This is a genomic window from Methylocystis sp. sgz306128 (assembly GCF_056032725.1).
In genome coordinates this window covers 197,825-218,843 of record NZ_JBVYWO010000002.1, presented here as the reverse complement: position 1 = coordinate 218,843, position 21,019 = coordinate 197,825, and the positions used below count along the sequence as shown (strand labels likewise).

Annotated in this window: 17 protein-coding genes; 15 read left to right on the top strand and 2 right to left on the bottom strand. The window is 61.1% G+C overall.

All coding sequences use genetic code 11. From position 1 onward, the window contains the following. Window positions 1-35 precede the first annotated feature (35 nt). The 15 genes from lnt to AC0N03_RS04820 all read left to right on the top strand — a co-directional run bounded on the left by lnt (window position 36) and on the right by AC0N03_RS04820 (window position 18,279). Window positions 36-1,661 (top strand): apolipoprotein N-acyltransferase, encoded by a 1,626-nt coding sequence (gene lnt, locus AC0N03_RS04890; RefSeq protein WP_474287444.1) that lies wholly within the window; start codon window positions 36-38, stop codon window positions 1,659-1,661. Between the two features lie 106 nt (window positions 1,662-1,767). After that, complete coding sequence (locus AC0N03_RS04885; protein ID WP_474287443.1) at window positions 1,768-2,208, top strand: helix-turn-helix domain-containing protein; 441 nt, start codon at window positions 1,768-1,770, stop codon at window positions 2,206-2,208. A 138-nt stretch (window positions 2,209-2,346) separates the two neighbouring features. Further along, a complete protein-coding gene (gene metK / locus AC0N03_RS04880; protein WP_474287442.1) occupies window positions 2,347-3,555 on the top strand; it encodes a methionine adenosyltransferase in 1,209 nt (402 codons plus the stop codon). Then, a complete protein-coding gene (trmB, locus tag AC0N03_RS04875; protein ID WP_474287441.1) occupies window positions 3,552-4,256 on the top strand; it encodes a tRNA (guanosine(46)-N7)-methyltransferase TrmB in 705 nt (234 codons plus the stop codon). The genes metK and trmB overlap by 4 nt, the downstream gene beginning before the upstream one ends. Window positions 4,257-4,277: 21 nt before the next feature. Beyond that, the gene (spdA, locus tag AC0N03_RS04870) at window positions 4,278-5,117 is read left to right on the top strand and encodes a 2', 3'cyclic nucleotide phosphodiesterase SpdA (RefSeq protein ID WP_474287440.1); all 840 of its coding nucleotides are present in this window, start codon (window positions 4,278-4,280) and stop codon (window positions 5,115-5,117) included. Between the two features lie 143 nt (window positions 5,118-5,260). Further along, window positions 5,261-5,899, top strand: a complete 639-nt coding sequence (gene rimP, locus AC0N03_RS04865) for a ribosome maturation factor RimP (protein ID WP_474287439.1) — start codon at window positions 5,261-5,263, stop codon at window positions 5,897-5,899. Between the two features lie 52 nt (window positions 5,900-5,951). Next, window positions 5,952-7,544: a transcription termination factor NusA gene (gene nusA / locus AC0N03_RS04860; RefSeq protein ID WP_474287438.1), complete on the top strand. Its 1,593-nt coding sequence runs from the start codon at window positions 5,952-5,954 to the stop codon at window positions 7,542-7,544. Between the two features lie 2 nt (window positions 7,545-7,546). Beyond that, window positions 7,547-8,221 carry an RNA-binding protein gene (locus AC0N03_RS04855; RefSeq protein ID WP_474287437.1) on the top strand — a complete coding sequence of 225 codons (675 nt, stop codon included), beginning with the start codon at window positions 7,547-7,549 and terminating at the stop codon, window positions 8,219-8,221. A gap of 40 nt (window positions 8,222-8,261) precedes the next feature. Further along, a complete protein-coding gene (gene infB / locus AC0N03_RS04850) occupies window positions 8,262-10,919 on the top strand; it encodes a translation initiation factor IF-2 (protein WP_474287436.1) in 2,658 nt (885 codons plus the stop codon). A 70-nt stretch (window positions 10,920-10,989) separates the two neighbouring features. Continuing rightward, window positions 10,990-11,430 (top strand): 30S ribosome-binding factor RbfA, encoded by a 441-nt coding sequence (rbfA, locus tag AC0N03_RS04845; RefSeq protein ID WP_474287434.1) that lies wholly within the window; start codon window positions 10,990-10,992, stop codon window positions 11,428-11,430. Between the two features lie 5 nt (window positions 11,431-11,435). Beyond that, on the top strand, window positions 11,436-12,338 hold the full coding sequence (gene truB / locus AC0N03_RS04840) for a tRNA pseudouridine(55) synthase TruB (RefSeq protein ID WP_474287433.1): 903 nt from the start codon (window positions 11,436-11,438) through the stop codon (window positions 12,336-12,338). 100 nt (window positions 12,339-12,438) lie between these two features. After that, window positions 12,439-15,201 carry a phosphoenolpyruvate carboxylase gene (gene ppc / locus AC0N03_RS04835; protein WP_474287431.1) on the top strand — a complete coding sequence of 921 codons (2,763 nt, stop codon included), beginning with the start codon at window positions 12,439-12,441 and terminating at the stop codon, window positions 15,199-15,201. Window positions 15,202-15,460: 259 nt separating this feature from the next. Next, the gene (gene lepA, locus AC0N03_RS04830; protein WP_474287430.1) at window positions 15,461-17,266 is read left to right on the top strand and encodes a translation elongation factor 4; all 1,806 of its coding nucleotides are present in this window, start codon (window positions 15,461-15,463) and stop codon (window positions 17,264-17,266) included. 31 nt (window positions 17,267-17,297) lie between these two features. Then, window positions 17,298-17,807, top strand: coding sequence for a hypothetical protein (locus tag AC0N03_RS04825; RefSeq protein WP_474287429.1), 510 nt, complete (start codon window positions 17,298-17,300; stop codon window positions 17,805-17,807). A 43-nt stretch (window positions 17,808-17,850) separates the two neighbouring features. Further along, complete coding sequence (locus tag AC0N03_RS04820; RefSeq protein WP_474287428.1) at window positions 17,851-18,279, top strand: GlcG/HbpS family heme-binding protein; 429 nt, start codon at window positions 17,851-17,853, stop codon at window positions 18,277-18,279. 71 nt (window positions 18,280-18,350) lie between these two features. On the opposite strand, the gene trpS is transcribed toward AC0N03_RS04820, so the two are convergent. Next, the gene (trpS, locus tag AC0N03_RS04815) at window positions 18,351-19,394 is read right to left on the bottom strand and encodes a tryptophan--tRNA ligase (RefSeq protein ID WP_474287427.1); all 1,044 of its coding nucleotides are present in this window, start codon (window positions 19,392-19,394) and stop codon (window positions 18,351-18,353) included. A gap of 63 nt (window positions 19,395-19,457) precedes the next feature. Next, a complete protein-coding gene (gene murJ / locus AC0N03_RS04810) occupies window positions 19,458-21,008 on the bottom strand; it encodes a murein biosynthesis integral membrane protein MurJ (RefSeq protein ID WP_474287426.1) in 1,551 nt (516 codons plus the stop codon). Window positions 21,009-21,019: the final 11 nt, after the last annotated feature.

Genomic DNA, 21,019 nt, shown 5'->3' with positions numbered 1-21,019 from the left:
CGCTCTGGCCTGAAATTCCTGAGATTAGGTGCTGGTTGTCCTTCATTGACTGGATCATTCTGTCTTCCGGGTGGCGGCGCGCCATAGTGGCCTTTCTGGCGGGCGCCAGCGGAGCGCTGGCGCTGGCGCCCTTCGATATCTGGCCGCTGATGGCCGTGGCCATGTGCGTGGCCGTCTGGCTGCTGGACGGCGCCGGACAGGACAGGACTGCAGCTAAGAACAAGGCGGGGCTCCGCCGGTGGCTGGGCAGTTGGGGCGGTTTCTGGACGGGCTGGTTCTGGGGATTTGGCTATTTCACCGCTGGCCTTTGGTGGCTGGGCGCGGCCTTTCTGGTGGAGGCGGATAAATTTGCGGCACTCATGCCGCTTGGCGTCATCGGCCTGCCCGCCGGCCTTGCCTTTTTTCCGGCATTCGGCTTTGTGATCGCCAGATTGCTCTGGTCGCCCGGCATCTTGCGGATCTTCGCTCTGGCTTTCGGCCTCGGACTTAGCGAATGGCTGCGCGGCCATATCCTGACCGGATTTCCCTGGAACGAGCCGGGCATGGCGCTGGGCGATAATCTGATTCTGGCGCAGGCGGCTTGTCTTTTCGGCCTTTATGGACTGAATTTTCTGGCCATTGCCATTTTTGCGGCGCCGGCGGCGCTGATTATACCGGGCAACCGGCGCTTCGTCGCGTTCATCAGCGGCGGCGGACTGCTGGCCCTAGCGCTTTTTGGCATGGTGCGGCTGCATCTCAACCCGACGCAATGGGTGCCGGACGTGCATCTTCGCCTGATGCAGCCCAATGTGCCGCTGGACGATAATTTCAGGCCGGCGAATAAAGTGCCCATCGTGCAGCGCTATCTGGCCCTTTCTGGCCGGGCTGACAAGACACATCCCGACGGCATCCGCGGAGTCACCCATCTCATCTGGCCGGAATCATCCTTCCCGACATTGCTGGCGCAGGATCCGGAAATTCTTTCGATGATCGGCCAGTTTCTGCCCGATAGCACCGTATTACTGACCGGCGCGGTGCGATATGACGATACGGCAGCCGACGGCCGGGCACATTACATGAACAGTCTCGAAGTCGTCACCAGCGGCGGCATCATTACTGGCAGCTATGACAAGGTTCATCTTGTCCCCTTCGGCGAATACCTGCCGATGGAGGGACTTTTGCGCATGCTGGGGCTGCGGCAGTTCGTACAGATGCCGGGCGGCTTTGATGCAGGCACGCTCAATCATCTCCTCAATGTGCCGAACATGCCGCCTGTGGCGCCCGCCATCTGCTATGAAGCGATATTTCCGGGCGAGGTCTATGGTTCGGGGCTGAGGCCGGGGCTGATTCTCAATGTGACGAACGACGGCTGGTTTGGCCGGACGCCGGGACCCTACCAGCATTTTGCTCAGGCGCGTCTGCGGGCCATTGAGGACGGCCTGCCGCTGATCCGCGATGCCAACAGCGGCATTTCCGCCGTGGTCGACCCGGTGGGACGGATTCTGTCCAGCCTGCCGCTTGAAGCAGCGGATGTGCTTGATTCGGATCTGCCCAAGGCGCTGCCCGAAACAATCTTCGTCCGATTCGGCCCGCTGATGCCGGTGATTCTGTTCGCGTTAACGGCGGTTCTGGCGCTTTGGGGCCGGTTTCGCCCCGAAAGACGCCCGATGCACACTCTTTGACATTGCAATTTGATTAAAATTCGCTTAATACGAGTAAGTGACCTTGCGTAAGTAATTGCCAAATATAATTAAGTATATATCATCTTGTCAGAAAGATGCAGACTGAATGAAAAAGGTTCCTAATCCCATTGATCAACATGTCGGCAGCCGGGTGCGGATGCGGCGTGTCCTGATAGGCATGAGTCAGGAAAAACTTGGCGACGCCCTGGGCCTTACCTTTCAGCAGGTACAGAAATATGAAAAAGGCACCAATCGCATCGGCGCCAGCCGCCTTCAGGAGATTTCCAAGACTCTGAACGTGCCGCCCGCTTTCTTTTTCGAGGGTGCGCCCATCGCCGATAAAGTCGCCTTCAGCGGCTTTGAGGAAGCCTCGCCGCCGGATACGAATTATGTCGTCGATTTTCTCTCGACGGCAGAAGGACTTCTGCTCAACAAGGCATTCGCCCGCATCCGCGATGCAAAGGTGCGCAAGCGTATTCTTGATCTGGTCATTGCCGTTGCCGGCGAGGACGCGGACAGCGAGTCCGAAACGCCTCTGCCATTATAACAGCGCGTTCTCTATAACGAACATATCGTCCGATATGGCTTGACATAACGAACGCCTGCAGGCAAAAAATGCCATTGAGCGCGATCGTTCACGGCCTGCGCCTCCTCGCGCCCGGAGGTCAGGCATTTCCAATCAAGGATGCTGATTGTGGCACGTTTGGATTATCTTTTTACCAGTGAATCTGTCTCCGAGGGGCATCCCGACAAGGTCTGCGACCGCATTTCGGATGAAATCGTTGATCTCTATTATCGCGAGGCGACGCGCCTTGGCATGGATCTGAGCCAGATTCGCGTGGCTTGCGAAACCATGGCGACAACCAACCGCGTGATTATCGCGGGCGAGGTGCGCGGTCCGATGCTCTCGCATGAACTGATCGAAAAGACTGTGCGCAGCACGATCAAGGATATCGGCTATTCGCAGGAAGGCTTCCATTGGGAAAACCTGCGGATAGAAATCCTGTTGCACGAGCAATCCTCGGATATCGCGCAGGGCGTCGATTCGAGCGGCAACAAGGACGAGGGCGCGGGCGATCAGGGCATCATGTTCGGCTATGCCTGCGACGAAACTCCGGAACTCATGCCAGCGCCGATTTATTATGCCCACCGCATTCTGCATTCGCTCTCCGAGGCGCGTCGCTCCGGTACGCTCCATGCACTGGGCCCGGACGCCAAGAGCCAGGTCACGGTGAAATATGTCGGCGGCAAACCCGTGGGCGTCACGCAGATTGTGGTTTCCCACCAGCATGTGCACGAAGACCTCACCTCGGAAGGCGTGCGCAATCTGATTGAGCCCTATGTGCTCGAGGCGCTGCCGAAGGGCTGGGTGACGAAAGACACCGTCTGGCACGTCAATCCGACCGGCAAATTCTATATTGGCGGGCCGGACGGCGATTGCGGACTCACCGGCCGCAAGATCATCGTCGACACCTATGGCGGCGCCGCGCCGCATGGCGGCGGCGCTTTCTCGGGCAAGGATCCGACAAAGGTGGATCGCTCCGCAGCCTATGCCGCCCGCTATCTGGCCAAGAATGTGGTCGCCGCAGGTCTTGCGCGCCGCTGCACGCTGCAGCTTTCCTATGCCATCGGCGTGGCACAGCCCCTCTCGATCTATGTGGATACGCACGGCACCGGCAAAGTGGCGGAAAGCGAGCTTGAAGACGTGCTGATGAATATCATCAGCCTGACGCCGCGCGGCATCCGCACCCATCTCAGGCTGAATGCACCGATCTACGCGCGCACTTCGTCCTATGGGCATTTTGGCCGCCCGGCGGAAGCAGACGGCGGCTTTTCCTGGGAAAAGACGGATCTTGTGCCGCTGCTGCGGCAGAAATTCGGCATCGCGGGATGACCGGCACGACGGAAGCGGAGCCCCATGTCCAGCATGAGGGCTCCATGCTTTATGGCCGGCGCAAGGGCAAGAAGCTGCGATCCTATCATGCGCAGCTTGTGGAAACCCTGCTGCCGCGCCTCAGGGTAGATGTGTCCGCGCCGGTTGCGGCACAGGGCCTGTTTGACGGCGCACGTGAAATCTGGCTCGAAATTGGTTTTGGCGGCGGCGAACATCTGCTCCAGCGCGCCGCTGAAAATTCGGAGACGGGCTTTATCGGCTGCGAGCCGTTCATCAACGGCGTCGCCAAGGCTCTGGCAGGAATAGACGGCCAGAAGCTCGAAAATATCCGGCTGCATGACGGCGACGCAGGCCTGCTCATCGACCAGCTGGCGCCCGGAACATTGGACCGCGTTTATCTGCTTTATCCCGATCCCTGGCCCAAACGCCGCCAGCGCAAGCGCCGCTTTGTCTCGGACGACATGCTCACGCGGCTGGCGCGCGCCATGAAGCCCGGCGCGGAGCTGCGCTTTGCCACCGATATCGACGATTATGCCGGATGGACACTGGCCCGCATTCTGCGCAGTCGGGATTTTGTCTGGGACGCGCGCAGCGCCGATGACTGGCGCAAGCCCTGGGCAGGCTGGAAAAGCACGCGCTACGAGGAAAAGGCGATACGCGAAGGCCGGCCATCGGCCTATCTGACTTTCATCCGCCGATAAACGTCACCGGAAGGCCTGATCATGAACGCCGGCAAGATCATCGTCCTGACCGATCTGCATGTCCTGCCACAGGGCAAGACCATTATCGGCATCGATCCGCTGCAACGCCTCAGTACGGCCATAGCACATATCAACCGCCTGCATCCGGATGCGCACCGTGTCGTGATCACGGGCGATCTCACCCATCGCGGCGACATCGAATCCTACAGGCGGCTGAATGCCGAACTGCAGCGGCTTTGCGTGCCAGTTCAGCTCATGATCGGCAATCACGACAACCGCCGCAATTTTCTTGAGATTTTTGCCGGAGCCAGCACGGATACAGGCGGATTTGTGCAATCGGCGCTGGATCTCGGCGATTATCGCCTGATTTTTCTCGATACTGCCGACAACGGGCCGCAGGGCGACAGCCTGATCGCCGATGGCCTGCTGTGCCGGGAGCGTCTGGACTGGCTGCGCGCACAGCTTGCCGGGGCCAGCGGCAAAAAGATCGTCATTTTCATGCATCATCCGCCCCATGCCACCGGATTTCCGGGCATGGATCGCATCGGACTTCGCAACGGGCCGGAATTTTACGATCTGATCGCGCAATTTCCTCAGGTGAGGCAGATTATCGCCGGCCATGTCCATCGCACCATCTCCGGTTCATTCCGCAATGTGCCCTTCGCCGTTTTCAAAAGTCCCGCACATCAGCAGCCGATGGATTTCAGCACTGCCGACAGCACGCTTTCCGTCGATGAACCGGGCGCGTACGGCATCCTTCTGCTGCAGCCCGAAGGTGTGATCGTGCATACGGATGATTTCGAACTGAATGGCAATCGGCCGCAATCTTATCTTGCTCCCGGCCAAGGTTCTGGTGTATAGAGTCGCAAAATTTCTCAGTGCGGTTGTTGTGAAACGATCGAAAATGAGAGTGGGCTCCCGAAAGGAACCCGCTCTTTTTTTATGCTTGAGCGGGAGCCTCCTGCTCGTGCATGGGTGCCGCAGCGCCGCCGCAAGGACAGACCATGACGACAGAACTCAATGCCGATCTGCATGAGCCGCGCTTCATTCATGAAACAGGACCAGCCGCACGCGTCGCGCATCTGGTGGAGCCGGTGCTCAACGATCTCGGATTCCGGCTGGTCCGCGTCAAGCTGAGCGCCGCCGGCGGCAACACGCTGCAGATCATGGCCGAGCGCCCGGATGGTTTTATCAATATCGAGGAATGCGAGGCCATCAGCGAGGCCGTGTCGCCGGTTCTCGATCTGGAAGATCCGATCGCTGCGGCCTACCGGCTGGAAATCTCCTCGCCGGGCATCGACAGGCCGCTGGTGCGCATATCCGACCTGCTGCGTGCGCTGGGACATGAGGCCCGTTTTGAAATGGCCGTTCTGGTGGGTACCCGCAAGCGGTTCCGCGGCCTGATCCATGCGGTGGAAGACGATGTGCTCGTGCTGGAGAAACTGGAGACGAAAGAGGGCGAAGAGCCTCTCGTGCGTCTCAGCCTTGCCGATATCGGCGAAGGCCGACTTGTCCTGACGGATGCGCTGATCCGCACGTCTCTCAAGGCGGGCAAACAGGCCGAAAAGCAGCAAAAAGAGATCAAGAAGGAATTGCGGAAGGCTCAGGCGCAGCAAAAGCGTCAGCCCGCCGCCAAGAATTAGAACCCGACAAGCGCCTGCCCGGGCAGGCCACAACAGTTAAGAGGAGATTGCCATGGCTGTCAGCGCCAACAGACTCGAACTACTGCAGATCGCGGATGCCGTCGCCCGCGAAAAATCGATCGACCGTTCAATCGTGTTGAAATCCATGGAGGAAGCCCTGCAGAAGGCAGCGCGCTCCCGCTATGGGCAGGAAACGGAAGTGCGGGCCGAGATCAACCCGAAAACCGGCGAGGTGCGCTTCTCGCGCCTGCTGCTCGTGGTGGACCAGATTGACAATGACGCCATTCATATTTCGCTGACCGAAGCGCGCAAGAAAAACCCGGCTGCGCAGGTTGGCGACTGGATTTCCGAAACGCTGCCGCCCTTCGATTTCGGCCGGATCGCCGCCCAGAGCGCCAAACAGGTGATCGTGCAGAAAGTGCGCGAGGCCGAGCGTGACCGCCAGTATGACGAGTTCAAGGATCGCGTCGGTGAAATCATCAACGGTCTCGTCAAGCGGGTCGAATATGGCAATGTCATTGTCGATCTTGGCAAGGGCGAGGCCATCATCCGCCGCGATGAGATGATCCCGCGCGAAATGTTCCGCCCCGGCGACCGCGTGCGCGCCTATGTCTACGACGTGCGCCGCGAGCAGCGCGGCCCGCAGATTTTTCTCTCCCGCACTCACCCCCAACTGATGGCCAAACTTTTCGCGGCCGAAGTGCCGGAAATCTATGACGGCGTCATCGAGGTGAAGGCCGTGGCCCGCGATCCCGGTTCGCGCGCCAAGATCGCCGTTGTCTCGCGTGATTCCTCCATCGATCCTGTTGGCGCCTGCGTCGGTATGCGCGGCTCGCGCGTGCAGGCCGTGGTCAATGAATTGCAGGGCGAAAAGGTGGATATCATTCCCTGGTCGCCGGATGCCGCGACGTTCATCGTCAATGCATTGCAGCCCGCAGAAGTGGTGAAGGTGGTGCTGGACGAGGATTCGGAACGCATCGAGGTTGTTGTGCCGGATGACCAGCTTTCGCTGGCGATCGGCCGCCGCGGCCAGAACGTGCGCCTTGCCTCGCAGCTGACCGGCTGGGACATCGACATTCTGACTGAAGCCGAGGAATCGGAACGCCGCCAGAAAGAATTCACAGCCCGCACCAAGACCTTCATGGACGCGCTCGATGTCGACGAGGTTGTCGGCCAGCTGCTGGCTTCCGAAGGTTTCCGCTCGGTGGAGGAACTCTCGGTCGTCGATCTTGCGGAGCTCACGTCGATCGAGGGCTTCGACGAGGATACTGCCGCCGAAATCCAGAACCGCGCCCGCGACTATCTCGCCCGCATCGAAGCAGAACATAATGCCAAGCGCATCGAACTGGGCGTCTCCGACGATCTGCTGCAAATCGACGGCCTGACCAGCGCCATGCTGGTGAAGCTGGGCGAAAACGGCATCAAGACGCTGGAGGATTTTGCCGATCTGGCCACCGACGAACTGGTTGGCTGGTCCGAGCGCAAGGACGGCGAAACCAAGCGTAACGCCGGCTATCTCGACGGCTTCGACATTTCTCGCACCGAAGCCGAGGCGATGATCATGAACGCGCGTCTCAAGCTCGGCTGGATCGACTCGCTTCCGGAAGCCAAGGTCGAGGACGCGCCGTCCGCCGAACAGGATTGACCTTGCCAAAGGACAGAACAGCGACGCCCGAACGCACCTGCATCGTCACGCGGAAAAGCCAGCCCGCGAAGGCGATGCTGCGTTTTGTGCTCGGGCCGGAAGGACTTATCGTCCCCGATCTCAAGGGCCGTCTGCCGGGACGGGGCGTTTATGTGTCGCTGTCCTCGGCGCTGGTGCGTCAGGCCATGAAAAAGAACATGTTCGCGCGGGCGCTGAAAACGCCGGCGCTCGTGCCGGACAGCCTCGCCGAAGACATTGATGCACTGATGCGCAAGGCCGCGCTGCAGGCGCTCGCGCTCGCCAACAAGGGCGGCGCGGTGATCGCCGGATTTTCAAAGCTGCTGGGCGCCCTGAATGAAGGACGCCTGAAGGCCCTGGTTCACGCCCTGGAAGCCGGCTCCGATGGAACCCGCAAGCTCGACAATCTGGCGCAGCGCCAGGAACATGACCGTAAAATTAAAATATTTCAGTTGTTTGGCACCTCGGAATTGGATATGGCTCTGGGACGGAGCAATTCGGTTCATGTCGGCATTACCAGCGCCGAGGCTGGCCAGTATTTCATCGACATGATTGAACGTTATGCGGCCTATCGCAGCGACCCGAAGGATCCGCATCAAGAAATAGTCTCCAATCCTGATGAAATATGTGATAATTCGGATGAAATTTCCGAAAAATAGGTTTATGAGCGGGCACGGCGTCCGAGACGAATAGGGTAACATGAACGACACGACGAACAATGGCGACAAGACTTTAACCGTTCCATCCAAAACCCTGACGTTGAAACGTCCGGTAGAGCAGGGCGTTGTGCGCCAGAGCTTTTCTCACGGACGTACCAAGCAGGTGGTGGTCGAAACGGTGAAACGCCGTTCGCATGCGCCCGGCGAAACGAAGCCCGTCTCAGCCGCGCCTGCGCCTGCGCCCGCCCCTGCGGCCGTGCAGAAAGCCGCGCCGCCCTCGACCGGACGACAGGTTCCGCCGTCACGACCCACGACCGGCGTCGTTCTGCCAACCCTGACTGAAGCCCAGCGCGATGCCCGTGAACGGGCGCTGGCAGAATCGCGGCTGCGCGAAGAGGAAGACCGCCGCCGCCAGGAAGCGGAAGCCAAGGCGCGCGCCGAACGCGAATTGCGCGAACGGGCGGAACGCGAAGCCGCCGAGGCGCGCAAGCGCGAGGAAGACGCCCGCCGCGCCGCCGAGCTCGATGCCAAGCGCAAGATTGAAGAAGAAGCCAAGCGCCGCCTTGCCGGAGGGCCGCCGGCTCCCGCACCCGCGCCGCAGTCAACTGCAGCCCAGCCGCAGCGCCGTCCGCTGACGCCGCTCACCCCAGCTGCCAAGCCTGTTCAGGCCGCGGTTCCGGGCAAGCGCACAGCCGAAGCCGAAGACGACGACATGAAAAAGACCGTCGTGCGCCGCCCCGGCGTGATGGTGCGTCCGGCCATTCCCGCCAAGACGCCCTCGCAGCGCGACCTTGAGCAGAAACAGCGCAGCCGTCTGACCGTGCACAGCATAACCAGCGACGAAGAAGAGCGCACGCGCTCCGTCGCGGCCTTCCGCCGCCGCACGCAGCGCCTCAAGGGCCATGCCTCGAACGAGCCGAAGGAAAAGATCGTCCGCGAAATCCAGCTTCCTGAAACCATCACCATTCAGGAACTGGCCAACCGCATGTCGGAACGCGCCGTCGATGTCATCAAGATCCTGATGAAGCAGGGCCAGATGGCGAAAATCACCGATGTGATCGACGCCGACACCGCTGAACTGATTGCCGATGAACTCGGCCATAAAGTGCGCCGCGTTGCGGAATCGGACGTCGAAGAAGGATTGTTCGACGCGCCTGAGGCCGATGGCGAGGACAAACTCGTGCATCGCCCGCCGGTTGTCACCATCATGGGCCATGTCGACCACGGCAAGACCTCGCTGCTCGATGCCATCCGCCACGCCAATGTCGTTTCGGGCGAGGCCGGCGGCATCACCCAGCATATCGGCGCCTACCAGATCGTTGCGCCCAACGGCGGCAAGGTCACCTTCATCGATACGCCCGGCCACGCCGCCTTCACGGCCATGCGCGCCCGCGGCGCCAAGGTGACGGATATCGTCGTTCTGGTGGTGGCGGCCGATGACGGCGTCATGCCGCAGACGGTTGAGGCCATCAATCACGCCAAGGCGGCAGGTGTGCCGATCATTGTCGCCATCAACAAGATCGACAAGCCGGACGCCAAGCCGGAGCGCGTGCGCGCCGAGCTTCTCCAGCACGAAGTGCAGGTGGAAAGCCTGGGCGGCGATGTACTCGAAGTGGAAGTTTCCGCCCTTAAGCGGATCAACCTCGACAAACTGCTCGAACTACTGGCGCTGCAGTCCGAACTGCTTGATCTCAAATCCAATCCCGACCGCGCCGCGGAAGGTACGATCATCGAAGCCCGTCTCGACAAGGGACGCGGGCCTGTTGCCACCATTCTGGTGCAGCGCGGCACGCTGAAAGTGGGCGACATCATCGTTGCCGGTTCGCAATGGGGCCGCGTGCGCGCCTTGCTCAACGACAAGGGCGCTCATGTCCATTCGGCAGGGCCGTCGATGCCGGTGGAAGTGCTGGGCTTCAACGGTGCGCCGGAAGCCGGCGACCGTGTCGCCGCCGTGCAATCGGAAGCGCGTGCCCGCGAAATCGCCGAATATCGCGAGCGTCAGCGCCGCGAGAAGCAGGCGGCCCGCGGCAATGTGGCCCGCGGCTCGCTGGCGGATATGATGAGCCAGCTCAAGACGGCCGGACGCAAGGAATTTCCGCTGGTCATCAAGGGCGACGTGCAGGGCTCGGTGGAAGCCATTCTCGCGACGCTGGAAAAGCTCAGCACGGATGAGGTCGCCGCGCGCGTCATTCACGCCGGCGCAGGCGGCATCACCGAATCCGACGTGACATTGGCTGAAGCCTCGCACGCCGCCGTCATCGGCTTCAACGTGCGCGCCCACAAGGAAGCGCGCGAGCTTGCGGAGCGTCTCGGCATCGAAATCCGCTATTACAACATCATCTACAACCTCGTGGACGATGTGAAGGCGGCCATGTCCGGCCTGCTCGCGCCCACCTTGCGCGAAACCATGCTGGGCAATGCGCAGATTCTGGAAGTCTTCAATATTTCCAAGGTCGGCAAGGTCGCAGGCTGCCGCGTCACGGACGGCAAGGTGGAACGCGGCGCTTCTGTGCGCCTCATCCGCGACAATGTCGTCATTCACGAAGGCAAGCTCTCGACGCTCAAGCGCTTCAAGGATGAAGTCAAGGACGTGCAGGCCGGCCAGGAATGCGGCATGGCCTTCGAGAAATATGAGGATATGCGCGCGGGCGACATCATCGAATGTTACCGGGTCGAGGAGATCAAGCGCAGTTTGTAAGCCCTTGCGGCTTGAAATTGAATCAGGCGCCGGACATTGCGTCCGGCCCTGACTGTTGAGCAGGCTTCCCATGTCAAGACAGCATCATAGTGGAAAAACCCAGTCGCAGCGCATGCTCCGGGTCGGGGAACTCATTCGCCACGCCATGGCGGATGTTCTCGCGCGCGGCATACTGAACGAGCCGGAACTCAGCGGCCTTGTCATCACCATTCCCGAAGTACGTGTCAGCCCCGATCTCAAGCTGGCAACGGTCTATGTCATGCCGCTTGGCGGCGAAAAGCTCGACATCGTGCTCAAGGCGCTGGAGCGGCATAAGAAATTCCTGCGCGGAGAGATCGCCCACAAGGTCAATCTGAAATTCGCGCCGGACGTGCGTTTCAGGGCCGACGAGAGCTTTGCCGAGGGCTCGCGCATCGACGAGCTTCTGCGTTCGCCGCAGGTGCAGCGCGATCTTGGCGCCGATGCGGCATCTTCCGGCCACGACCTGCCGCCCGATGACGATGAGAACTGATCAGAATGAATGCTCCGCGCTCAAACCGCATCGAGGTCAACGGCTGGATCGTTCTTGACAAGGCCTATGGCATGACATCGACACAGGCCGTGTCGAAGCTCAAATATCTTTTTCGCGCCAAAAAGGCCGGTCATGCCGGCACATTGGATCCGCTGGCTTCCGGTATCCTGCCTGTTGCCTTCGGCGAGGCAACCAAGACGGTGCCCTTCGTGCAGGATGGTGAAAAATCCTACCGCTTCACCGTGCGCTGGGGTGCGGAAACCACGACGGACGACCTTGAGGGTCCGGTGACAAAAAGCTCGCAGGCGCGCCCCGCACCCGAGCAGATCGCCGCGCTTTTGCCCCGCTTCATCGGCGAGATTGAGCAGATTCCGCCGCAATTTTCCGCGATCAAGGTCGACGGCGCGCGCGCCTACGATCTCGCGCGCGAAGGCGAGACGCTGGATCTTGCCGCCCGCACCATCGTCATCCACGACCTGCGGCTGATATCGGCGGGCCCGGACGAGGCCGTTCTCGAGGCTGATTGCGGCAAGGGCACCTATGTGCGCGCCGTCGCGCGCGATCTGGGGCGGTTGCTGGGCTGTTATGGCCATGTCTCGGCGCTGCGGCGCACCCGCGTCGGGCCTTTCATGGAAGCGGATGCGGTGACGCTGGCCGGACTCGAGGCCATGAGCGATATCAGTGAAGCGCTGCAGCCGGTTGAATCCGGCCTGACGGAAGTGCCCTGCGTCATCGTCGACCGCAATCTGGCAGCGCGGCTCAAGCGCGGACAATCGATCATTCTGCGCGGGCGCGATGCCCCGGCTGGCGGCATGGCCTATGCGGCCTGCGGCGGCGTGCCTGTTGCGTTCGGTCCGGTGCAGCAGGGCGAACTGCACCCGCACAGGGTGTTCAACCTCGACTATTGAACTGCCTAAAATTCAGGCTCGCTTGATCTCGCCATCCGGCACGACTATAGAACGAAAGTTCTATATGACGCCAGGATGAACGGACCTTCGCGAGATTTGAATGATGAGCATTAATGTGATGCCGGCCAGCGAGGCCGAAAAGGACCTGCCTTTGCGGGAAGATATCCGGCTGCTGGGACGCATGCTCGGCGATACGGTACGCGAGCAGGAGGGCGAGGATGTTTTCGCCATAGTCGAATTCATCCGCCAGACATCGACGCGGTTTCATCGCGAGCAGGATTCGTCGGTCGGCAATGCGCTGGAAGCCATGCTGAATCAGCTCACGCCGCGCCAGACAGTGAAAATCGTGCGCGCCTTTTCCTATTTTTCGCATCTTGCCAATATAGCCGAGGATCAGCATCACATCCGCCGCACGCGCGCCCATGCCATTGCCGGCTCGGCGCCGCGGCCGGGTTCCATGGCCTATGCGCTGGCGCAGGCGAAAAAGGCCGGCATAACCGCCCGCCAGCTGGCTGATTTTTTCGCCCGGGCGCTCATCAGCCCCGTCCTGACGGCGCATCCCACCGAAGTACGCCGCAAGAGCACGATGACGCGCGAAATGGAGATTTACGCCCTGCTCGGCCGGCGCGACATTCCGCTGACCCCCGACGAACACAAGCAGATTCTGGAAGACCTGAAGCGCATTGTCGTCACGCTCTGGCAGACCAGCCTGCTGCGGCAGAACAAGCTGACCGTGCTCGATGAAGTCGCCAACGGCCAGAGCTATTACGATTACACCTTCCTGCGCGAAGTGCCGAAATTGCATGCCGCGCTGGAAGACCAGCTGCGCCAGTCCGAACCGGGTGCGGATATTGCTGTGCCCTCGTTCCTGCGCGTCGGCAACTGGATCGGCGGCGACCGCGACGGCAACCCTTTCGTCACGGCCGAGGTGCTCAAAGCCACAACCCACATGCATTCAAAACTGGCGCTCCAGTTCTATCTCGATGAATTGCATGCGCTGGGCGCCGAACTTTCCGTCACCGACCGGCTTGTCGAGGTCACGCCCGAATTGCGCGCGCTGGCGCAGAAAGGCGGAGACCGTTCGCTGCACCGTGCCCGGGAGCCCTACCGGCAGGCGCTGATCGGCATTTATGCGCGCGTCGCCGCCACGATGCGCCTGCTGCATGGCGTGGACGATCCGCGCCACCCCGCAGCCAGCGCCGAGCCCTATGCCGCTTCGGGCCAGTTGTTGGACGATCTCCAGACCATAGACACGTCACTGCGCTCGCATGGCTCGCAAATTCTGGCGGATGGCCGCCTGCGCCGCCTGCTGCGCGCCGTGGACTGCTTCGGATTTCACCTCACCAGCACCGATCTGCGGCAGAATTCCGCCGTGCACGAGCGCGTCATCGCCGAACTGCTGGAACGGGCAGCGCCCGGCACAAATTATGCCGGCCTTGACGAGACCGGGCGCATCGACGTGCTGCGGCGCGAACTCACGACACCGCGCCCGCTTGTCTCGCCCTTCCTGACCTACAGCGAAGAAACGCAGAAGGAACTGTCCGTATTCCGCACCGCCGCCGAGGCGCATCAGCGCTTTGGCCCGCAGGTGATCACCACCTGCATCATCTCCAAGGCCGAGGGCGTCTCGGACATGCTGGAGCTGGCCGTGCTGCTCAAAGAAGTGGGACTGGTGCGGGCCGAAGGCTCCAGCGCAGTGCATCTCGTGCCGCTGTTCGAGACCATCGAGGACCTGCGCGCCTGCATCGATGTGATGGACGCGCTGTTCTCCCTGCCCGAATACCGCTCGCTCGTCGCCAGCCGCGGCAATGTGCAGGAAGTGATGCTCGGCTATTCCGATTCCAACAAGGATGGCGGTTTTGTCACGTCCGGATGGGAGCTTTACAAGGCGGAAATCGGGCTGGTCGAGGTGTTCAGCCGGCACAAGGTGGGCATCCGCCTGTTTCACGGGCGCGGCGGCTCGGTGGGGCGCGGCGGCGGGCCGAGCTATGACGCCATTCTGGCGCAGCCGGGCGGCGCAGTGAACGGACAGATCCGCATCACCGAACAGGGCGAGATTATCTCGTCGAAATATTCCAATGCGGAAGTGGGGCACCGCAATCTCGAAATTCTCGCCGCCGCGACACTGGAGGCAAGCCTGCTGCAGCCGGATCATCCGGCGCCGCAGGCCTCCTATCTGGAAGCCATGGCCGAATTGTCCGATGTGGCCTATGCCGCCTACCGGGGCCTTGTCTATGAAACGCCACGCTTCGAGGACTATTTCTGGGCCAGCACGGTGATCACCGAGATCGCCACGCTCAATATCGGCTCGCGTCCGGCCTCGCGCACCAAGACGCGGCGGATCGAGGATCTGCGCGCCATTCCCTGGGTATTCTCATGGGCGCAATGCCGCCTGATGCTGCCGGGCTGGTTTGGTTTCGGCAGTGCCGTCACGGCCTATCTCGCCGCGCATGACGACGGGCTTGCGCACCTGCAGGCCATGTACAGGGAATGGCCGTTCTTTCGCACGCTGCTGTCCAACATGGACATGGTGCTGGCCAAGAGCAGCCTCGCCATTGCCTCGCGCTATGCCGAGCTTGTCGCGGATGAAGAGCTGCGCACAGCCATATTCGGCCGCATCAGCGCCGAATATCACGAGACGATCAAACATCTGCTGGCGATCATGGGCCAGAGCAGCCTGCTCGAGAAAAACCCGCTGCTGGAGCGCTCAATCCGCAACCGCTTCCCCTATCTCGACCCGCTGAACCATATTCAGGTGGAACTGCTCAAAAAGCACCGCGCCGACGGCATGAACGAGGAAACCCTCACCGGCATCCAGCTCACCATCAACGGCATTTCGGCGGGCCTGAGAAACAGCGGTTAGAGCTATCTCAGCGCCTTTTGCATTGTGGCGGAAACGGCTGTCAGCGCTCGCTCTCCCCTCATCCTGAGCTTGTCGAAGAATGAGGGGAGAGGGATTGAACACAAAAATCGCAACAGCGTCTAAAAGGCAAACTAGGGCAGGTCATTGCCTGCCGCCCTGGCGCTTTTAAGAGTGTCGTTACTGGCCAGCGGCGCGCAATTCTCATTGCCTTTTTCACTTCGTCCTTAACAAAGTCCCGCGCCCCTGCTATCAGGCTGTCATGACCACGCACAGCATTGATAATATCCGCAATTTCTCCATTGTCGCTCATATCGACCATGGCAAGTCCACCCTCGCCGACCGCCTGATCCAGCAAACCGGAACAGTGGCCGCCCGCGACATGGAAGAGCAGATTCTCGATTCGATGGATATCGAGAAGGAACGCGGCATCACCATCAAGGCCCAGACCGTGCGCCTCGAATATAAGGCGCTGGACGGCAAGACCTATATTCTCAACCTGATGGACACGCCCGGCCACGTCGACTTCGCCTATGAGGTCTCGCGCTCGCTGGCCGCCTGCGAAGGATCGTTGCTCGTGGTGGACGCCTCTCAGGGCGTCGAGGCGCAAACTCTGGCCAATGTCTATCACGCGCTCGATGCGGGCCACGAGATCGTGCCGGTGCTCAACAAGATCGATCTGCCCGCCGCCGAGCCGGAGCGCATCAAGCAGCAGATCGAGGAAGTGATCGGGCTCGATGCCTCCGACGCCGTGCCGATCTCCGCCAAGACCGGCATCGGCATCGACCTCGTGCTCGAGGCCATTGTCAATCGCCTGCCGCCGCCCAAAGGCGACGAAAACGCGCCGCTGAAAGCCCTGCTGGTGGACAGCTGGTATGACGCCTATCTCGGCGTCGTCGTGCTGGTGCGCATCGTCGATGGCGTGATGAAGCGGCATCAGAAGATCAAGATGATGGGCACGGACGCCCATTACACAGTTGAAAAAATTGGTGTCTTCACGCCCAAGATGAATGACCGCGACCAGCTCGGCCCGGGCGAGATCGGCTTCATCACCGCCCAGATCAAACAGGTGGCCGACACGCGCGTCGGCGACACGATCACCGATGAGCGCCGCCCCTGCTCCGGCATGATGCCGGGCTTCAAGCCCGCCCAGCCGGTGGTGTTCTGCGGCCTCTTTCCGGTGGATGCGGCCGATTTCGAAGATCTGCGCTCCGCCATGGGCAAGCTGCGGCTCAATGATGCGAGCTTCTCGTTTGAAATGGAAAGCTCTGCGGCGCTGGGCTTCGGCTTTCGTTGCGGCTTTCTCGGCCTGTTGCACCTTGAAATCATTCAGGAGCGGCTGGAGCGCGAATTCAACCTTGATCTCATCGCCACCGCGCCCTCCGTCATCTACAAGCTGGCGCTGCGCAATGGCGAGGAGATCGAACTGCACAATCCGGTCGACATGCCGGATATCATGCAGATCGAGACCATTGCCGAGCCATGGATCAAGGCGACGATCCTCACGCCGGACGATTATCTCGGCGGCGTTCTCAAGCTCTGCCAGGAACGGCGCGGCGTGCAGATCGATCTCAATTATGTCGGCAAGCGGGCCATGGTGACCTACGAGCTGCCGCTCAACGAGGTGGTCTTCGATTTTTATGACCGCCTGAAAAGCATTTCCAAGGGCTATGCCAGCTTCGATTATCATCTCATCGACTATCGCCCCGGCGATCTGGTGAAAATGTCGATCCTCGTCAATGCCGAGCCGGTGGACGCGCTCTCGATGCTGGTGCACCGCGACCGGGCCGACATGCGCGGACGTGCGATGGTGGAAAAGCTCAAGGAACTGATTCCGCCGCATATGTTCCAGATTCCGGTGCAGGCGGCCATCGGCGGCAAGATCATCGCACGCGAGACAATCCGGGCGCTGCGCAAGGACGTCACCGCCAAGTGCTACGGCGGCGATGCGACGCGCAAGCGTAAATTGCTCGACAAGCAGAAGGCTGGTAAAAAGAAGATGCGCCAGTTCGGCAAGGTGGAAATTCCGCAGGAAGCCTTCATTGCCGCGCTGAAAATCGATTCCTGATCAGTCTGCCGACAGCAAAGGAGGAGCAACCATGCGAATCAGTCTTTGCCTATCGTTGATGCTCTGCACGGCGGGGCCTGCTTTCGCCACCGAAATCATCCAGCTGCCGACACTGGCACAGGACCCCTCGGCCTCTCCCTGGACGGCCGGGTTCGAGGCCGGCGGCCTCTCCACCGACGGGATCGGAGCCAAATCCTTCAGCGCCCCCATCGGCGGCGGCTGGAAGCTCGAAGTCAGCGGAACCAATGGCTCTGGTCTGCCGCAATTCGGCTTCGCTCTGCCCTCGGCAGGCTTTACCGGCTCACAGACCAAGCTTTCCTATGACATGGGCAGTTTCAAGCCCTTCGTCTTCTCCGGGCTTTCCTCCGGTCCTGCCAGCGCATTTGGCGCGGCACCGCTGCTGAACCCGCAATTTGCCGCCTCACCCTTCTCGCGCAACAGCGTAACCGCCGGTTTCGGCGCGGATTACCAGCTTGGCGCCAACTCCAGCATTGGCTTTGCCGTGGGCGTATCCACCAGCCAGACGCAAACCATGCCCTGAGCCGCACCGGCCAGAGCAGATCATTCACATAAAAGGAGTTCGCATGTCCCTCACGTCCGCCCTCGCACAGCAGATCATCGCCGAGACGCTGAAAGTCTGCCGGGAGAAGAATTTCAATCCGATGGCCGTCGCCGTGCTTGATGCGCGCGGCGCTGTCCTTGGTTTGCAGGCGGAGGACGGCTGTCCGCCGATGCGCTGGCGCATTGCGCTGGGCAAAGCCGCCGGCTGCGTGGCACTGGGCATGGGCGGCCGCCGCCAGCATAATCTCGCCGTGGAGCGGCCGCATTTCATCAATGCTGCGGCGGAGCTTTCGGCCAATGGTCTGGTGCCGGTGCCGGGCGGGGTGTTGATCCGCGACAGCGAAAAGAACATTCTCGGCGCTGTCGGTGTTTCCGGCGACACTTCGGATAATGACGAAGCCGCCGCCAGCGCCGCTATTGCGGCGGCTGGCCTCGTCGCTGATGGCGGCTAGGCGCACCTTGCAGCTTGCCCTCATCCTTCAACAAGCTCAGGATGAGGGAAGCGTGCACGAATGGAGAAAAGTCAGCGCACGAAGCCCATGATGTCCTTGACATCATTCATGATCGGCGCGGCTATGGCCCGGGCGCGTTCAGCGCCATGGCGCAGCACCCCGTCGATATATCCGGTATCCTGCTGCAGGCGCTTCATTTCCGTGGCGATAGGGCTGAGCTTGGCCACGGCAAGATCAACCAGAGCCGCCTTGAAGCTGGAGAATTGCGCTCCGCCAAAAGCACCGAGCACATCTTCGCGGCTCTGGTCGTTGAGCGCCGCATAGATGCCGACGAGATTATCGGCCTCGGGGCGGCTGGCCAGCCCGGCAATTTCCGACGGCAGAGGCTCCGAATCGGTTTTTGCCTTGCGCACCTTGGAGGCTATGGCGTCGGCATCGTCGGTGAGATTGATGCGCGACAGGTCGGACGGGTCCGACTTCGACATTTTCTTCGTGCCGTCGCGCAGGCTCATCACGCGGGTGGCCGGACCTTGAATCACCGGCTCAGGCAGCGGGAAGTAACCGCCCTCGGCGCCAACGCCAAGGCCAAGCCCGGCAATGCGGGCGGCATAATCGAAATTGAACTTCTGCGCGATGTCGCGCGAAAGCTCCAGATGCTGTTTCTGGTCTTCGCCCACCGGCACATGGGTGGCACGGTAGGCCAGAATGTCCGCCGCCATCAGGACCGGATAATCATAGAGGCCGATAGAAGCCTTTTCGCGATCCTTGCCGGCCTTTTCCTTGAACTGGGTCATGCGGTTGAGCCAGCCGATGCGGGCAACGCAGTTAAAGATCCAGGCAAGTTCCGCATGAGCCGAAACCTGGCTCTGGTTGAAGATGATGTGTTTCTGCGGATCAACGCCTGCGGCAATGAATGCCGCGGTCACTTCCCGGATGGTTCGCGTCAGTTCGACGGGATCCTGCGGCACGGTCACTGCATGCAGATCGACGACGCAATAGATGCACTCGAAATTCTCCTGCAGGGCCACGAACTTGGTGATGGCGCCAAGATAATTGCCCAGATGCAGATTGCCGGTTGGCTGAACCCCCGAAAAAACGCGCGGCGCAAAGCTCATTGATAAGACCCTCGAATTTCTGCGCGTTTATGGCAACAGGGCTCGCTCAGCGCAAGCGGGATTTTAGGCGGCGGACCGCCATTCGCGCCAATTCAGACATCCCAGCAGGGCGCAAGCACCGACATAGGTCAGAAGCCCCGCGCCGATAAGCCCGGCCAATAGGCCAATGCGTGTCGTGAAGGGCGTTGCAGCGGCAAAGGACAGGCCGGCATAGCGCAGCGCAAACCATAAAAGCAGCGCTATCAGGACGCTGGCAAAGAGCAGGCGCAGCAGGCGCGTCCATTGCGGCATGCTGAACGCGAGCCGTTGTTCACGCCACAACAGCCATCCAAGGCCAAGAGCGTTGAACCAGCCGGCCAGTGCCGCAGCGAGGGCGATGCCCGTCTGCGAGAGGCTGGGAAAGCTGAAATAAGCGATGAGAAAATCCAGCAGCGCCCCGGCAAGAGCCAGAATGAGCGGCGCGCGCATCTGATGCGCGGCAAAAAAGTTCGGCTGCAGGCTTTTGGCGATGATGAAGGCCGGAAGCCCGAGCGCATAGATTCGCAGGGCCTGCGCGGTGGCCTGTGTCGACCCGGCGCCGAACGCGCCATGCTCGAACAGGACATTGACAACAGGAACTGCCAGAACGACAAGCCCCGCCGTTGCCGGCAAAATCAGAAAAAGCGCCAGTTCGAGCGCCAGAAACTGCATCCGGCGCGCGGCAGGTTCATCGCCACTGGCCAGATGCGCGGCCAGCGGCGCAAGCAAAATCTGACCCAGCGCCACGCCGACAATGCCCAGCGGCAACTGATAGACGCGGTCGGCATAATAAAGATGCGCAACAACGCCCGGCACAGCCGAACCAACGAACGACCCGATGAAGGCATTGATCTGCGTGATACCGCCTGCCAGAAGTCCGGGAACAAGGACAAGAACCAGCCGCCGGGTAGCGCCATCGAGGCGCGGACGCATGAAACGTGGCGCATAACCGGCGCGGATCAGCCCGCGCCAGCACCACAATGCCTGCAAGAGGCCGGCGAGACTCACGCCAAGGCAAAGCGCCATAGCAGCGCGGCCAGTACCGGCCAGCCCCAGTGCATCGGCCAGAACCAGCGCCATGATCAGCACGATGTTGAGAATGACCGGCGCATAGGCGGCGATGAAATAGCGGCCGCAGATATTGAGCAGGGCCGAATAAAATGCCGATATCAGCGAAAAAGCCAGAAAGGGCGCGGCAATACGCCCCATGATGATTGCAAGGCCGGCAGTGCCGCCGTCATGAAACAGACCCGGCGCCAGCGCGAAGATCAGCGGGCGCATCCCCCATTCGGCCAGCAGAACCAGCAGGACGCCCAGCACCGTCAGGCCGGCAAGAACCTGCCCGGCAAAATTCCGCGCCGCCTCTTCTCCGGACTGATTGCGCATCCGGATAAAGATCGGCACGAATCCGGCATTGAACGCACCCTCCGAAAACAGACGCCGAAAAAGATTGGGCAGGCGAAAGGCCACGACAAAGGCATCGGCGACAGGCCCGGCGCCCAAACTGGCCGCGATCAGCACGTCACGCACAAAACCCAGCAGCCGAGAAGCGGCCGTGCCGCTTCCGACCGTGAGAAAATTGCGTGCAAGGGACATCCGTGTGGTCC

Coding starts and splice junctions, on each gene's coding strand:
- nusA (WP_474287438.1), top strand. CDS start 5,952: ATGGCTGTCAGCGCCAACAGACTCGAACTACTGCAGATCGCGGATGCC.
- infB (WP_474287436.1), top strand. CDS start 8,262: ATGAACGACACGACGAACAATGGCGACAAGACTTTAACCGTTCCATCC.
- AC0N03_RS04820 (WP_474287428.1), top strand. CDS start 17,851: ATGTCCCTCACGTCCGCCCTCGCACAGCAGATCATCGCCGAGACGCTG.
- rimP (WP_474287439.1), top strand. CDS start 5,261: ATGACGACAGAACTCAATGCCGATCTGCATGAGCCGCGCTTCATTCAT.
- rbfA (WP_474287434.1), top strand. CDS start 10,990: ATGTCAAGACAGCATCATAGTGGAAAAACCCAGTCGCAGCGCATGCTC.
- lepA (WP_474287430.1), top strand. CDS start 15,461: ATGACCACGCACAGCATTGATAATATCCGCAATTTCTCCATTGTCGCT.
- trpS (WP_474287427.1), bottom strand. CDS start 19,394: ATGAGCTTTGCGCCGCGCGTTTTTTCGGGGGTTCAGCCAACCGGCAAT.
- trmB (WP_474287441.1), top strand. CDS start 3,552: ATGACCGGCACGACGGAAGCGGAGCCCCATGTCCAGCATGAGGGCTCC.
- spdA (WP_474287440.1), top strand. CDS start 4,278: ATGAACGCCGGCAAGATCATCGTCCTGACCGATCTGCATGTCCTGCCA.
- metK (WP_474287442.1), top strand. CDS start 2,347: ATGCTGATTGTGGCACGTTTGGATTATCTTTTTACCAGTGAATCTGTC.
- ppc (WP_474287431.1), top strand. CDS start 12,439: ATGATGAGCATTAATGTGATGCCGGCCAGCGAGGCCGAAAAGGACCTG.
- AC0N03_RS04825 (WP_474287429.1), top strand. CDS start 17,298: ATGCGAATCAGTCTTTGCCTATCGTTGATGCTCTGCACGGCGGGGCCT.
- AC0N03_RS04885 (WP_474287443.1), top strand. CDS start 1,768: ATGAAAAAGGTTCCTAATCCCATTGATCAACATGTCGGCAGCCGGGTG.
- truB (WP_474287433.1), top strand. CDS start 11,436: ATGAATGCTCCGCGCTCAAACCGCATCGAGGTCAACGGCTGGATCGTT.
- murJ (WP_474287426.1), bottom strand. CDS start 21,008: ATGTCCCTTGCACGCAATTTTCTCACGGTCGGAAGCGGCACGGCCGCT.